The sequence below is a fragment of the Pseudomonas sp. LPH60 genome (assembly GCF_030718165.1).
Classification (GTDB): domain Bacteria; phylum Pseudomonadota; class Gammaproteobacteria; order Pseudomonadales; family Pseudomonadaceae; genus Aquipseudomonas; species Aquipseudomonas danubii.
In genome coordinates this window covers 244,061-258,976 of sequence record NZ_JAVAJH010000007.1, presented here as the reverse complement: position 1 = coordinate 258,976, position 14,916 = coordinate 244,061, and the positions used below count along the sequence as shown (strand labels likewise).

The window sequence follows — 14,916 nt, the reverse complement described above, 5'->3', positions numbered from 1 at the left end:
TGCCCGGTGCCCGACGACCTGTCGTATTGCTGCAATCGGCCTCAGCTCAGGCTGTTGAGGCATACCACCTTGGGCTGGGTCATTTCCTCATAGGCGAAACGCACCCCTTCGCGGCCCAGGCTGCCGTACTTGAAGCCGCCAAACGGCATGGCATCGAAACGGTAATCGGACGAATCGTTGATCATCACCCCACCGGCCTCGATCCGCCGCGCGGCGTCCATGGCGGTGCGCAGATCGTTGGTGAAGATCCCCGCATGCAGGCTGTATTCGGGCTGGTTGGCCAGGGCGATAGCCTGATCCAGATCGTCGAACGCCTGCAACACCACCACTGGCGCAAAGACCTCGTCCTGCCACAGGCGACTGCCATGGTCGACATTCTCCAGCACCGTGGCGGCGTAGCACGAACCCCGGCGCTGATGCCCGCAGAGCAACCGCGCGCCCTGCTGCAGTGCTTCATCCACGACCTTCTGCGCGTTCTGCGCGGCCTGCAGGCTGATCATCGGCCCGATATCCGTGCTGTCGGCCGATGGATCGCCACTGACCTGCTCCCGGGCCAGGCGCACAAAGGCCTCGCGAAACGCCTCGTAGATCGAGGCCTGGACCAGCAGGCGCTGGGTGCCGATGCAGTTCTGCCCCGCCGCCCAGAACGCCCCGGACACACAGCTTTCCACCGTCGCCGCCAGGTCGCAGTCGGCCATGACGATCACCGGCGCGTTGCCCCCCAGGTCCATGGCCAGCTTCTTCAGGCCGGCGCTGCGGGCGATCTGCTCGCCGGTGACAAAGCCGCCAGTGAAGGAAATCATCCGCACCTCGCGGGCCGCCACCAGGGCCTTGCCCAATTCTGCGCCGCCGGTGGCCAGGGTCACCACCGAAGTCGGCAGCCCGGCATCGCGCAAGTAGTCCACCAGCTTGATGGCCGACAGCGGCGCCAGCTCCGACGGTTTGAGGATCACCCCGTTGCCCCCGGCAATGGCCGGGCCCAGCTTGTGCGCCACCAGGTTCAGCGGATCGTTGTAGGGGGTGATCGCCAGGATCAACCCCAGAGGCTCGCGAGAGAACCAGCCCTGGCGGTTCTCCGAACCTTCGTAAGCATCGAAGGGCAGCACCTCGCCGGCATTGCGCTTGGCCTCTTCGGCCGAGAGCTTGAGGGTGTTGACGCAGCGCTTGACCTCCTTCTGCGCCTGTTTCAGGGTCTTGCCCGCTTCATCGACGATCAGCCGGGCAAAATGCTCGGCGTCGCGCTCGATGTTCAAGGCCGCCCGCTCCAGAATCCGTGCCCGCTGATGGCGCGGCAACGCGGCGCAGTCGTTCACGCCCTGGCGCGCCTGCTGCAACAGGTAGGGCACGGCACAGGCGTCAAGGCGTGGCACGGTCCCGACCAGGCGACCATCGAAGGGGCTGTAGACGTCAATCGAATCGGCGACCGGCGCCAGACGTGACAGATTCATGGACAGGCTCCTAGCGGCTGGTGCGCGACTGGTGGATGTGGATGATGTCCGAGAGCAAGGCAAAGGCCGTCTCGATGCGCCCGGCGCCCGGCCCGGACACCGTCACCGCGCCCAGCAGTTCGGTGTAGAACGACACCGCGTTGATCGCCCCGCCAATACCCGCCAGCGGATGAGCCAGGGGCAACAACCGCGGCTCGACACTGGCCTGCAGCGAACCATCGGCCAGGCGTTGGGCCGAACCGATCAGCTTCCAGCGCGCACCCTCGGCCCGAGCCTGCTCCAGGTCGGCCGCTGTCAGGCCGGAGATGCCCCGGCAGCTGACATCGCTGACGGTCAGCTGTGCACCGAGCAGCTCATTGGCCAGGATCACCACCTTCAAGCGCACATCAAAGCCTTCGACATCCGCCGTCGGATCAGCCTCGGCATACCCCAGTGCCTGGGCCTCGGCCACCGCCTCGGCAAAGCCCAGGCCGGCGTCCATGCGGGTCAGCACAAAATTCGAGGTGCCATTGAGAATGCCCTCGAAACCCAGCAGCTCGCTGCCGGCCAGGGACTGCTTGGCCATGCGGATCACCGGGGTGCCGCTCATCACCGCGCCTTCGTACTCGAACGCCGCCTGATTGCGCTGGGCCAGGGCCTTGAGTTCGGCGCCGTGCAGGGCAATCGGCCCCTTGTTGGTGGTGACCACGTGCTTGCCCTGCTCCAGGGCCCAGCGACAGAAGGTGCTGGCCGGCTCGCCGTCCACCGGATTGGTGAAGGTGGCCTCGGCGATGATGTCGGCGCCGGAGTCCTTGATCACCTGTTCGTTGAGCGCCTCCACCTGACCGCCCGGCAGTTGCGCCAACGCGCCTTTGGTTGCCGGCAGCTTGCTCAGCAGACCGGCATCCAGCCCCTGGGGAGCCACGATAGAACCGAGGAACAGATCGCTGATGCCGACGATTTTCAAACTGAAACCCAGCTGTTTTTTCCATGCCTGATTGCGCTCGGCAATCAGTTGCGCCAGGGCCCGATTGACCCCGCCGAAGCCCACCAGGGCGATGTTGTATTCAGTCATTTTTGTTGTGTTCCATCCGGGTTGAAGAAGCTGATGGAGACAAGGTTAGGGGGCTGGCCCGGGCAGTGAAATATGCCGTTTTGCTGTATTTGCTGAGCATTTTGCCCACGCCTGGAGCCAGGTGCGCGGGCATAGAAACATGGCGGGTTGCGCAGGGACGCATTCGGGAGTGCCTGGTCCTGTATCCCTGGTCCGCCAACCTTGTGCAATCCGTCACCCTTACTCTGTTTGGCGGCAGAAGGTGATGGCTCTGATTGATACAGGAGTAAGCCCCATGAGGACTCTGAATCGATACATGCCGATTACCGGCCACGACTGCAACATTCCCTCGCTGCTGATCGATACCCAAGCCACCATTGACGTCTTGCACGATGCAGCGGCGTATCGCATTCGCGCGGTGACTCAACTGCTGGAGAGTTTCGCGGTTTCTGATGAAGCGCCCAAAGGTGCAGTGGTACTGCAGGAATTGTCGCCGGTGTGCAGCATTTTGCTGCGAGATGGGTGTGATTTGATGGATGTAGCAGGGCGACGGATGCAAGGTCAGCTATCAGCATAAGCAAAAAGGGGCGGTATTAGAGCCGCCCCTTTAGTCTGGGACAGAGAGTTCCTTTTCATAAAGATCAAGAACACCTCACTCGCAATCCGCGCGCCCCCCCCAGAAATGCCATCATCCAAACAGAGCACCCATAGACTAAATCACCCCTAACAGCCTGAGATCAGAACTGAACTCCAGTGCTTCTTCTTGTGGCAACCCTTCTAAAATACTAGGAAGATCATTATCTCTTAATACTTCTTCAATAACAGCCCGATGATAATCATGAACCCTTTCTGAAGATCGCCCCCTAAGCACCAGAGCAACAACTTCCAACATCAAAATTTCAACAGGCTTATCAAAACTCCCTTCAAGCTCTGCATATGCATAACCAGCCTCGCTCTCTCCTTCTACCCACGAACCATTATGACGAAGTTTCACCCTACAATAATTATAATAGAGAGCTAAAAAACAAGCCCTAACCTCACTATAAGTTACTCGATCTTCCATTATGGAATTCTCCTTGGAGGTCGGTGAATCACCCCCGGCAATGCCGGGGGATATTTATTTCATTTAACTATTAAGGCTTCGGATCCCACTGAGACCGCATTTGTAGTAATCCTACATGTAGATCACCACAATCGAAAAACTCTCTAAATATAGCCTGCGCAACTGACAGATCAGAACAGACTGTACGTGCATCCCAATCATCATCACCAAAGCGAACAAACCCTCGGAACGGAGAGCCTCCTGATTCCCACCACTCTTGCAACTCATCTTTAGGGTCAGAAGAGTTTGTCAAAGCGATTATTCTATATTGGTTAGGCAATGACTTCATGCATAGCTCTTTGATAAATGAAGAGCCAGGGCCAATCACTCTAAGATAGACAAATCCGCCATTATTAAACGCACTCTCAAGCGCCGTACAAACCCTCTCCCAAACTGGTCTTTCTGTAGTCTCAGCAGGCGGACTCATCGAGTTATCTAGAGCACATAGCTCCAAAAATAAATCAGCACACTTCTCTCTCATTCTTTCCACCCTTTTCCACACACCCACTCATAAACCCTCCCTTTAACTGTATCAACAACTTTGAGATTATTTAGTCCAGACCGATCAGCAGCAGCGGTCAAATTAGTCTTACAGAATGAGCAAACTTCCTCACCTCTAACAACTATCGTCATACCCTGACCTCGCGTCAGACCAGCATCAAAGGCTTGTTGTATTAGTCCTATTTTCGCATGAGCATTAGCCATTGTAGAGTTTGGCTTCCCAGGAGGAATCAAATCTGCAATTAAAGTCGGTTTATTTGGATTAGCTATCGCTGCTGGCCTTGCAGTCTGATTAGTATCAACTAGAATTTTGCCCCCCCGATATTACTTTCTGCTGTCACAGTAATTGGTGCTTTGGCTCCAGGCAGAACTGTACCAATACGTGGATCTTTTGCTTGCGCAGCAAGAAGATCGTTTTTCAGCCCTTCTTGGCTATCGGTGAGGTAGCAGGAATCTCCTTCCCTGCCGTTGCAGTTCCTTTTGCAGCAACTATTCGCGTCTAATATAAATCGGAATCACGTTATCACCAGAAAAATCTATCCTGCCTTCGCCAACCTCAACACTATATTTTACTGCTAATGCCTCAACCCCCATTAAAAGCGAGTCAAATTCCGTGATTACATCATCTATCTCATCAGCATCCTCAATTGAATCTTTCACCAAGAAAAACCTGACATCTAGCCCTTGCGAGAAGTCAATCAGAACAGCTCTAAAGTTAGAAGAAATTGCTCCTAGCAAAGCCTGCATCAATGCAACAATTATTTGATTCCTAATACTTATATCCATATCACTTCACCAATTTAGGATTTGGACTGGTAGGAACAATGCTTGGACTTTTCGTTCCTTTAATTACAAAAACATTTGTTGGCTGACTATTTATCCCGGCGCCGATATTTACATTCGTTCCGGTGACTCCATCTACTCGAACCACAGGGAAACCCTGAGCATTTTTACCCAGAATAACCGCATTACCAGAGCGGTAAGCATCCAGAACTTTCTGCGCATCAGCGGCACTGCTCAAATACCCACCTTTACCTCGTTCAGCCAGTTGAGGTGTTCCCTCTAGATGTCTTAGCTGCTTCTGGCGACTGATTTCCGCGGCTACCTCTGGAAAGTCTTTAGGTGTAAAAGCTCCTTTTGCCGCTCCATCTTCACTATACATCACCCCCGGATTCAGCTTGTGCTCCGGAGTTACACAGGATTCCCTCCTGATGTATCAACAATCGGATTGACCAGCTTTCGGTTTTCGTCATCAAGCAGGTGAATTGGAAACGCAGTGAGGGTTACCAACTCCCAAAGCCCCATCGAAACCCTCAGCCGACTCTGCACTTGCTCCCTTGTTTCAGAGACGCCCCGGCTGACACTTTCAATCATGGAGTTGGCCGCGTTACGCATCCGCGCTTGATTTTCAGGTGTGGACGCTTGATAAGCCAGTGCGCCGACCAGGGCAAGCATAACCCCAGAACTAGCGAGCCCCTGAGCATAGTTATTTGCGCCTGCAGGAGAATCGCGGAGGCGGCCGATGAGCGCTGTCAGTTCAACTGACTTCTCAGGGCTCTGACGGGCAATTTCCTACATTCGAGCGACGAGAAGCTTTTCCCCGTCAGATTTTGGATCTCCGAACTTTTGCTTGAGTCGAAACTCAATAGCCTCCGCACATCTGTTCTCATCCTTACTGAAGGCTTTTAGGTAGTTTTCAGCTTCTACCAAGACTCTATTAATTTCTTCGGATTTGTACTGAAGATTGTCTGGCGACGCGATCTACTACTCTACTTATCAGGGATCAACCCCATCAAAGAGCTACAAAAATCATCTACTGCTGAAAACTCAATACTAGCTTCAAACCCAAAATACACATTTAAAGAATCTTCATCCTTCCCTCCAAAATTAAATAAAAATCCGATCCAAAAATACCCCTCCTCCAAACTATCAGCTTCTCCCGCCATAAGTCTTATTTGAAAATCATTTTCCAACGGTATAAAAACCAACGCCCCATCAACCTTATCAGCGAGCACTGACAGTTTATGCCTATGAAAATACTCCACGAGTCTTTTTATATCGTCAAAGTTCAAACTGCAAAAAAGTCTATCCGGCAGACAACCTGAAAACTTCTTATTCCAATCACAGACAACATCAAAATCAAAAAAACAATTCTTAGCCTCTGTGCTTTTAACAAAAAATCTCAGCACCCCTGCCTCGGATTCAAGTTCAATCCTCACGCTACTTCCTCACTTAAAAAGGAAAACTTTCCCAGCCTTGGTTTCGGGCCATCTTCTGAACATCAAATCTATCAAAATTACGCATACCCGTAACAATACCCTCTTCACCTTCAACAACCAAATTATACTTTGCCTTACTACCCACTCCTACTTTCTGAACAAAAACAACAGCACCATCCCTTTGATTGACTTTATGTGTTGCATTGTTAATCACATCATCAACCTGTTTAAGATCCTTAAAACCATGACGTCGCAAGCTTTCAACCGAGTGACCTGTCAGTACACGCCCCTCAGGAGTGCTAGATGAATTAGCCATCACCCCCGGATTCAGCTTGTGCTCCGGAGTCACATAGGCGCCATCCTTTTGCACCCCATCCAGTTGAGTACCTCCGGTATGCGGCGTTGTAATAACTCTGCCACCCTCAGCGTAGCCTCCACTGGCAGGATTCCCTCCTGACGTATCAACAATCGGATTGACCAGCTTTCGGTTTTCATCATCAAGCAGGTGAATTGGAAACGCAGTGAGGGTTATAAACTCCCAAAGGCCGATTGAAATTTTTAGCTGCTTCTGCACCTCTTCCTTTGCAACACCACCTGACTTTTTAGCGTTCTCAACAACCGAGTTGACTGTGTTACGCATATTTTCTTGAGTCTGGGGCGACGCTCCTGAGTAAACCAGCGCAAGCGCTAAAGCCCCCATCATTCCTGCGGCAGGAGCAGCAGCGAGATTTAGCGATCCATTTGAAGGGTTCTTCAAATTGGCCAACATTTCTGCCAGCTCAAGTGACTTTTCCGGGCTCTCGCGGGCGATATCCTTCATTCGAGCGATAAGAAGTCTGCCCCCCTCCCCATTCGCTTCGCCGACTTTCGCCCGGATCAGATAATCCATACCCTCCGCGCGCTTGTTCGCATCCTTGCTGACGAGTTTTCGAGCGTTTTCACGGAGCACCAGCACGTTATTCACATGCTTGGATGCAAACTCGATATCACTTCCCGCTGTCAGCAGCACGACCATACTGGCCATAAGCTCGTCGAGCTTTAAGATCGCGTCTCGACTGTTCTCCCCATACAACTCAACATTCTTCTTCCACTGCTCATACGTCTTCTTCGGACTCGCCACCGCCCCAAGGGAAGAACTGCTCGCATACAAATCCGTACGCGACTCTTCATCCTTGGTGATCTCATACGCCTTGTTCACATCCCGATTCAGCCCGGCCGTTGAATCGGCCCCGGTCTCGGCATCCTTGCGCACCACGATCTCGCCCGCCCCAACGGTGGCGCGCACGATCTGCTCGCGATCCTTCTGGTAGTCCCAGCCGCTGACGCTCCAGCCGGTTTCACCTTCCTTGCCTTTGCCCACCTGGCTGCTGTCTTGTGTGGTGTTACCGCCCGCACTGTAGGTGCCACCCACGTTCAGGTAGTAACCGTGCTCCTTGTCCTTGCCGGCGATATCGCTGAAGCCCAGGGTGCCGGTGTCCAGCTTGAGGTTGCCGTTGTCGGCGGCGATCAGCGCGCCGTCGATCTGGGTGTGGTTTTCGGTGCGGATATCGACCTTGTTCTTGCCGGTGATGCGGGTTTGTTCTTCAACCCAGTCGGTCTTGCCGGTGGTCTGGCCATAGCCGACCGAGCCACTAACACCAGCACCCAGGCCGATGGTGGCAGTGACGCTGATGTCGAACTCCTTGCCCTTGACCTTGCCGGTATCGGCGACCGAAGCGACGTTCAGGTCCCCCCCGACACGCCCGATCACCTCATCACCACGCAAGTTGGCACCCGCAATGTTGGTGTCCTTGCCACTGGTGAAACCCAGACGGTCCCCGGCATAGAGATAAGCCTCTTGCTGGCGCTCGCCCTCACGCTCCAGGTTGCCCTTACCCAAGCTGACACTGGCATAGAAGCCGATGCCTTTCTCGGTTCCCACAGTAATGCCCGCTTCCCCGCCACCACTGTTGCGGTTGTTCTCGCTGCTGTGGTCGTTCTGCGCGGCGCGGATGTTCAGGTCGTTGCCGGCATCCAGGTCGATGTTGCGTCCGGCCTGGGCCTGGGTGCCGATCAGGTTCAGGTCGTTGCTGGCCTTGAGGTTGATGTCGCGCCCGGCATCCAGTTGGGTGGCGGTGGAGGAACCTTGGCTGCTCTCGCTGCTGGCGGTGCCGAAGCTGCCGCCGACGCCGATCTTGAAGCCACCGCTGGTGCCGCCGTGAATGCCGCCCCACATCTCGGTGTTGCGGGTTTCCTCGCTGATGCTGCCTTTGGCCACATCCAGAGTGACGTCGCGCCCTTTGACGTTGATGTCACGCCCGGCACTCAGTTGACTGCCCTTGACGGTCACATCGTTGTTGGCCGTGAGGTTCAGGTCGTTGCCGGCCTGCAGGGTTGAAGAGCGGTTGCCCTGCTCGATGATCTCTTGGCTGCTGCTTTGCTTGCTGTTGCCAAGCTTGACGTCGGCGGTCGGCCCAGCGAGGAACTGGCTGACCGAGTCGACGGCCTTGAGGGTGCTGGAGGCTTTGCTGGTGTTGTTTTCACCGTCGCCGGCACCATTGACCGCGTCCTTGGTCTTGCCGTAGTTGTGGTTGAGGGTGACACCCAGGCCATTGCGCTCGCTTTCACGCTGCTGCTCGGTCACCCGCACTTCCCGGGCGGCGTCGATCTTGATGTCGCGGCCGGCCACCAGGTTGATGTCGTGATCGGCCCGAAGGTCGGAACCGATCTGATTGATGTCGCGCTTGGCGTTGACCGTCAGGTCTGCACCGGCGCTGATCTGGCTGGCGGCGGCGGTCTGGGTTTCGACGCGATTCTTTTCCTTGTTGCGCTCGGCCCCGGCGAAGAGGCTGACACCGTTGTCGTCACTGCTGACGCCTACGCCGACTTGCTTGCTCTTCTTCCAGTCCTGCTCCGCCGAGCTGTTCTGTGCCGCCACCACATTGACGTCACGTCCGGCGTCGAGGCTGACATTGCGTCCGGCGCTGATGCCGCTGCCCACCACGTTGATGTCGCGCTCGGCCTTCAGGCTCGCATCGCGCTCGGCCAACACCTGGCTGCCCACGCTGGTGCTGCTTTGCGCCTGGCGCCCGGACTCCTTGGCCGAGGCAAAGGAGACGCTGGCCCCGGAGGAGGACAGCCCGACTTTTTTCTTGTACTGCTCGCTGCGGCTGTAGGCGCTGTCGTTGGCCGAAACCAGGTTGATATCACCCGTGTCCTTGACCAGCCCGGCACGCAGTTCCACATCGTTGCCGGCGGTGGCTTCACTGGCCCGCAAGCGGATATCGTTGCCCGCGGCCACCACCACATCGTTGCCAGCGCTCAACTCGCTGCCGACCTGGGTCGCGGTGGTTTGCAACTGGCTCTTGCCGCTTTTGGACAGGCCGAGGAAGCCGGACTTGGTCTTCTTGCTGTAGGAGCCGTGTTCCTCGACGCCGGAGAGGATCGCCACATCGCCGGTGGCACCGACCATCAGGTCTGCACCGGCCTTGAGCTGGCTGCCGATCACCGTGACATCGCGGCCGCCGTTGATGCTCATGCCGCCATCGGCTTTCTTGCTGGTGTTGAGGGTCAGGTCTTTCCCGGCCTCGACCACAGAGGCGACGTTGGTGCTGTGGTAGCTCTCCTGCTGCTTGCTGCTGCTACGCCCGAAGGAGCCTTTGCTCTTCTTCGAGTAGAAAGAGGCGCTCTCGTCCTTGGCGGACAGCAAATTGAGATCGCGAGTGGCGTCCAGCGCGACGTTTTGCTCGCCCTTCACCTGGCTGGCCACCAAGGTCAGGTCCTGACCCGCCTTGATCGACAGATCGCCGCCAGCGGTCACCGAGGATGCCTGCTGACGTACCTGATCGTTACTGCTGGTGACCTTCTTGCTCTTCGACGCGCGGTGGCTCTCATTGGCCGCAGCCTCGATGGAGACATCACGCGCCGCTGCCAGTGCCAGGCTGCCCTGGGCAGCGACCTTGCTGGCCACTATCTGCAGATCCTGGCCGGCCGTGGCGGAAAGATTGCCACCGACCTGCACTTCACTGCCGTGCTGGGTGGTCTGGCTCTGGCTCCAGCTGGTCTTCTTGTGGCGCCCGCTGCTGCTGTTCACTTGCTCAGTGGCCACCAACGCCAGATCACGTCCCGCCTTGAGACTCGCATCCCCCCCGGCCTGGAGCACGCTGCCGCTGTTACGGATATCCCGTCCGGCGTCGATAGTCAGGCTGTTGCCCGCCTCGACCCGAGCCGCGCTGTTGAGGTAGTCGTTGTGCTGGACCCCACCGCCATAACGGGTGTCCTGGCCGACTTTCGAGCGTTCGTTGACGACGTCGCCCTGGGTCGCTACCAGGCTGACGTCCCGGCCTTTGAGAATCCCACCCTGGGCGTTGCGGATGCTTTGGGTGGCCAGCAGCGACAGACGTTCGTTGGCTTCCATCAGGCCGCTGTTGTCGATGTTCTGGGCACTGGCCTGCAGTTGAGCACTGGCGCGCAGGGTGCCCTGGTTGGCCAGGGTGCCGCCGGAGATCAGGTTCACGTCGCGCCCCTGGATCAGCGCGCCATTGGGCGCCAGGCGGTTGTTGGCCTGGGCCAGGTACAGCACCGGTACCAGGACCTTCTCGCCGTTGACCTCCTGTTCCTGCATCCAGACGATGTCGTGGGTCAGGGCCGCAACCTGGGCGGAGGTCAGGGCGACACCCGGTGACAGGTCAAGGGCGGTCTTGCTGGCGATCGCGTTGTCCATCAGGTGGCGGAACATCGCTTGGTCGCTGTCCAGCCCGGCAATGAAGCGCTGGCCGGTACGGGCGATCACCGCTTCGCGGATCAGTCGTTGTTCGTAGAGACCGTCGCCCAGGCGGCGCTGGGTCTGGTCGCTGTTGAAACCGATGCGGCTGAGCAGGTAGTCGGAACTGATGAACTGCTTGAGGTTGGCGAACGCCGGGTTGGTTTCGATCAGGTATTTGTGTTGCGGGTTGCGGCTGACCTTGAACAGGCCGCTGTCACCTTGCGGCAAGCTGAAACCGGGCAAGGCCAGAGGGTTGACCGCTTGTTGCTGCAGGTCCGGAGCGGCTTGCAGGTTCAGCTGTGGCAGGGCCTGGGTGCTGCTGTCCACGGTTGTCAGGCCGACCCGGCTGGCACTGGCGGCCACGGTTTCACCCGGACGAATCACGCTGTTTTCCAGCAGTTGGGTGCCGGTGATGTCCACCTTGCCGGCGCCCTGGATGACTGCCGCGGCGGCTTCGCCACTGCCGGAGGTCTCAACCTTGCTGAAGCCGTTCAGGCTACCAAGGGCGATCGCTCCCAATGGCATCGCCGCAGGGTTGTAACTGGCAGAGTTGGGGTCGTTGTAGGCGTTGTAGCGCCCCATGTTGTTGATGAAGGTGTAGTAGGCGCCGTCGTCCTTGGTGTAGATCGAGTAAGCGTAATTGCGGATCTCGCCACCACCGGCACCGATGTTCTTCAGGCTGTTGCTTTGCAAGCTGATGTCGCCGGCGGCAGAAACGGTACTGAACTGGTTTTCGAAGCTGTCGCCCTTGAAGGTCAGCTCGGCGCCGGAAATCAGGTTACCGCGCTGGGAGTCCTCGGTGATTTTCGTGCCGTAGACCTCGGTCACCGAGTAGGAGGCTGCACAGTGCTTGCCCTTGCAGTTGTCGGTGAAGTGCAAGGTGATACGCCCGGAGGTCAGGGCCGGAACAAAGGCAAACTTCTCCTTGCGGTTGATCAGGCGGTTGGCCAGCAACTGCATGCCATGGGCGCTTTCGATGGTGCCGGAGATGTTTTCGATCAGGCTGGCCGGTTGTTGTCCCGGTGCATTCACATCCAGGCGCCCAAGGCTGTAGATGTCACCCTTGTCGTTGGTCAGGCTGCTGATTTCCAGCTGCATGTCGGCGCCGCTGAAGATCAGCCCGCCCTGGTTGACCAGGGTCGGGGTTTCAATACGCAGGGCATTGCCCGCCCCCAAGGTGCCCTGGTTGTTCAAGCTGTCGACCTTGAGTTGCAGGTCACCGGCGGCCGTGAGCGTGCCGAGGTTCTGCAGGTGACTGCCGAGGGTGAAATCGGCGGCAGCACCGCTGCGCACCTCGGCCTCTTGGCCAAGGTCGGCGCGGGCGGCAGCGAAAGTCATGCGCCCCTGGCTCTTGAGCAGGCCGTTGCCCTGGTAAGAACCACTGAGAATCAGCTTCAGGTCGCCATCGGTTTCCAGGCCGCCGTCGTTGATCCAGTGGTTACCACTGGCTTCGACGCCCTCCACTGAAATCAGCTTGCCACTGCGGGTCTGGGTGAAGGTCCCGACCTTCAAGCCGATCTTTTGTGCCTGGATCCGGCTGGTGTTGCTCCAGTCCGCCAGGTCCAGATCCAGCCGACTGTTGGTGATGAAACTACCGCCAGCATTGCCAGCGTCCGCCAGGGACAGCGCGAAGCCTTGTTGCCCCAGGTGGCGCACCAGCCCTTGCTGATTGCTCAAGCCCCCACTGCTCAGAATCAAGCGCTGATTGCCGATCTCCACCAGGCCCTGGTCGTTATCGAAACGACCACCGATGCTGAAGCGGCTCTCGCCCTGCTCGCCCAAGGCCCGCAAACGACCCTTGGCGTTGCTCACTGAACCGGCGTCCACCGCGAGGCTTTCCCGAGACTCGATCAGCCCCGCGTCGTTGTCCAGCTTGCCGGAAAGCGCCAGCCCGATGGTTTCGGCGCTGAGGCTGCCCTTCTGATTCTGCAGGCTGTCGACGGAGAGTTGCAGGTGCTTCTGGCTGGCGATCTCGCCCTCGTTGTTGCGGAGCTCGCCGCCCTTGAGCTGCAAGTCGCCTGCGGTGGACAGCACATGCCCCTGATCATTGAGCAGACGGGAACTGCTGCTGATCTCGACTGCCGCCCCGCGGGCCTGCCCCTGAGTGTTGTCGAAGGTCGCGCTCTTGACCTCAAGCTTGCCGGTCTGGGCGTTCAGTCGTCCTTGCTGGTTGCGCAGTTCATCGGCTTCCAGGCTCAGTTTTCCGGCACCCGTGAGGATCTTGCCGCCGCCGTTGTCGAGGACCTGTTTGACCCTGGCCTTGAGCTCGCCCTGGTTGGCTTGCAGGGTGCCCTGGCGGTTATCCAGGCTGTCGGTGTTCAGGGTCAAGTCTGCGCTTTTGCTGAGCAGCAGGCCCTGATCGCGGTTGTCCAGAGTGTCGAGTACCACCTTGACAGACTGCTCGGCGGCCAGGGTCCCGCCACGATTATCCAGACTGCTGCCCTCAACCTTGAGAGCTTGCTGGCCAATCAACTGACCACCACGGTTATCAACACGACCGGCCTTGAGGTGCAGATCACCCGCAGCCACCAGTTCCGCGTCCCGGTTATCCAGGCGCTCCAGATCAGTCGTGAGGCTGCCCCGGGCGTTAATAGTGCCGGTATTGGTCAGACTGCCGCCCTGAAGCTGCAGATGACTGGTGGGATTGATGGTCTCGCTAGCCTCTTGCCGCTGGAGCCCCGCATTAAGCTGACCACGACTGACCACCTGCCGGCCTTCGAGGTGCACGTTGCCGCCCGCTGTCAGGTTTTTGTCCACCGCCAGTTTTTCAGCAGCAACCACTTTGGCGTTCCGGTCCGCGTACACCGACTCGGTCAGTTGCACCTCTTGCGCCTTGAGTTGCACATCGCCCAGGGCCTGAGCACGAGCCAGGGTCAATTTGCCATTGGCATCGATTTGCAGGTCGCCGCCGCTGGTGGCCATGTCCCCCGCCAACTTCACCCCCACCCCGGCTTCAGTGCCCACCAGCTTGATCGCCCCGGCGTACATGCCGCCCAGGGCTGACGAGTCGATCGCCAGTTGCGGCGCATCCGCCGGGTTGGCGGTGCGTGCCGTGGCGTTCAAGGTCTGGGCGTCGACATCGTTGGCCCCGGCGATCACCGCCAGGTGCTTGGCCTGGATCTCGGCGTTGATCTTGGCGCTGCGGGTGATGATTTCGAACTGGTCGATATTGCTCGCGTTGAGCCCCGCACCTTCGATGGCGACGCTGCCCTGGTCCACCTGATAACGCTGGACCTGACCATTCTCGATCACCGGTTTGCCGGTGGTCAGGGTGGCTTTGGGGGTGTTGATGAAACCGCAGCCGTTGCAGGTCACGCCATAAGGGTTGGCGACGATGACATGGGCCGATTGCCCGGCCACTTCGGTGTAGCCCTTTAGCTGGCTGGGGCTGCCGCCATTGACCTCGTTGAGGATCACATTGGCCGCGCGGCCACCCAGGTTGCTGTTGCCGATGATGTAGCCACCCAACTGGGTGTTCTGCAGGTTTTGCGTGGCGTTGTTGAGAATCAGGCCCTGCTGGCCGACGTTGTAATCACTGAACTTGTTGTGGGACAGCCCACCGCCATTGGGCGCAGCAATATTGACGATAGGCACGCCATTGGCCGCTTGCCCGAGGCTGGTGCCGCTGCCGTTGACCACGATGCCGTCGGCCATCGCCACCACCGGCTGCCAGAACATCATGTTGGCCAGGATGAACGCCAGACCACGCTTGGGCAGGCCCCAAAAGGACTCACGGGATTGCAGGGCAGCCGAAGGCTGGCGGGCTAGGAAGGCAAGCTGACGAACGTCCATGTCGAAAATCTCAGGCAAAAAGCGGAATTAGAGGAACAGATCCAAACGGAAGTAGATCGGTGCTTCCCGCTCACTCA

10 protein-coding genes are annotated in these 14,916 nt (G+C 57.9%); 1 reads left to right on the top strand and 9 read right to left on the bottom strand.

The annotated features are described in order from the left end of the window. Positions 1 to 41: 41 nt before the first annotated feature. Positions 42 to 1,448 (bottom strand): aldehyde dehydrogenase family protein, encoded by a 1,407-nt coding sequence (locus tag Q8O96_RS24520; RefSeq protein ID WP_305949572.1) that lies wholly within the window; start codon positions 1,446 to 1,448, stop codon positions 42 to 44. 10 nt (positions 1,449 to 1,458) lie between these two features. Then, complete coding sequence (locus Q8O96_RS24515; protein ID WP_305949571.1) at positions 1,459 to 2,502, bottom strand: homoserine dehydrogenase; 1,044 nt, start codon at positions 2,500 to 2,502, stop codon at positions 1,459 to 1,461. A 274-nt stretch (positions 2,503 to 2,776) separates the two neighbouring features. Between Q8O96_RS24515 and Q8O96_RS24510 the strand changes: the two genes are divergently transcribed. Next, complete coding sequence (locus Q8O96_RS24510; protein ID WP_305949570.1) at positions 2,777 to 3,058, top strand: hypothetical protein; 282 nt, start codon at positions 2,777 to 2,779, stop codon at positions 3,056 to 3,058. Positions 3,059 to 3,193: 135 nt separating this feature from the next. On the opposite strand, the gene imm2 is transcribed toward Q8O96_RS24510, so the two are convergent. The 7 genes from imm2 to Q8O96_RS24480 form a co-directional block, all read right to left on the bottom strand. Next, a complete protein-coding gene (gene imm2, locus Q8O96_RS24505) occupies positions 3,194 to 3,544 on the bottom strand; it encodes an Imm2 family immunity protein (protein ID WP_305949569.1) in 351 nt (116 codons plus the stop codon). Positions 3,545 to 3,614: 70 nt separating this feature from the next. Beyond that, complete coding sequence (locus Q8O96_RS31370; protein WP_371826208.1) at positions 3,615 to 4,010, bottom strand: hypothetical protein; 396 nt, start codon at positions 4,008 to 4,010, stop codon at positions 3,615 to 3,617. A 563-nt stretch (positions 4,011 to 4,573) separates the two neighbouring features. Beyond that, the gene (locus Q8O96_RS24500) at positions 4,574 to 4,870 is read right to left on the bottom strand and encodes a hypothetical protein (RefSeq protein ID WP_305949568.1); all 297 of its coding nucleotides are present in this window, start codon (positions 4,868 to 4,870) and stop codon (positions 4,574 to 4,576) included. Position 4,871: 1 nt separating this feature from the next. Continuing rightward, entirely contained in the window at positions 4,872 to 5,246 is a 375-nt protein-coding gene (locus tag Q8O96_RS24495; RefSeq protein ID WP_305949567.1) for a polymorphic toxin type 50 domain-containing protein, read from the bottom strand. A gap of 29 nt (positions 5,247 to 5,275) precedes the next feature. Beyond that, on the bottom strand, positions 5,276 to 5,539 hold the full coding sequence (locus Q8O96_RS24490) for a hypothetical protein (protein WP_305949566.1): 264 nt from the start codon (positions 5,537 to 5,539) through the stop codon (positions 5,276 to 5,278). Between the two features lie 314 nt (positions 5,540 to 5,853). After that, the gene (locus Q8O96_RS24485; RefSeq protein ID WP_305949565.1) at positions 5,854 to 6,303 is read right to left on the bottom strand and encodes a hypothetical protein; all 450 of its coding nucleotides are present in this window, start codon (positions 6,301 to 6,303) and stop codon (positions 5,854 to 5,856) included. A 13-nt stretch (positions 6,304 to 6,316) separates the two neighbouring features. Next, a complete protein-coding gene (locus Q8O96_RS24480) occupies positions 6,317 to 14,839 on the bottom strand; it encodes a hemagglutinin repeat-containing protein (protein WP_305949564.1) in 8,523 nt (2,840 codons plus the stop codon). Positions 14,840 to 14,916: the final 77 nt, after the last annotated feature.

What these genes read in the sequence shown, in the direction of transcription:
- Q8O96_RS24480 (WP_305949564.1), bottom strand. Translation starts at nt 14,839, where the DNA reads ATGGACGTTCGTCAGCTTGCCTTCCTAGCCCGCCAGCCTTCGGCTGCC.
- Q8O96_RS24500 (WP_305949568.1), bottom strand. Translation starts at nt 4,870, where the DNA reads ATGGATATAAGTATTAGGAATCAAATAATTGTTGCATTGATGCAGGCT.
- Q8O96_RS24490 (WP_305949566.1), bottom strand. Translation starts at nt 5,539, where the DNA reads ATGCTTGCCCTGGTCGGCGCACTGGCTTATCAAGCGTCCACACCTGAA.
- Q8O96_RS31370 (WP_371826208.1), bottom strand. Translation starts at nt 4,010, where the DNA reads ATGAGTCCGCCTGCTGAGACTACAGAAAGACCAGTTTGGGAGAGGGTT.
- Q8O96_RS24520 (WP_305949572.1), bottom strand. Translation starts at nt 1,448, where the DNA reads ATGAATCTGTCACGTCTGGCGCCGGTCGCCGATTCGATTGACGTCTAC.
- Q8O96_RS24510 (WP_305949570.1), top strand. Translation starts at nt 2,777, where the DNA reads ATGAGGACTCTGAATCGATACATGCCGATTACCGGCCACGACTGCAAC.
- imm2 (WP_305949569.1), bottom strand. Translation starts at nt 3,544, where the DNA reads ATGGAAGATCGAGTAACTTATAGTGAGGTTAGGGCTTGTTTTTTAGCT.
- Q8O96_RS24515 (WP_305949571.1), bottom strand. Translation starts at nt 2,502, where the DNA reads ATGACTGAATACAACATCGCCCTGGTGGGCTTCGGCGGGGTCAATCGG.
- Q8O96_RS24495 (WP_305949567.1), bottom strand. Translation starts at nt 5,246, where the DNA reads ATGTATAGTGAAGATGGAGCGGCAAAAGGAGCTTTTACACCTAAAGAC.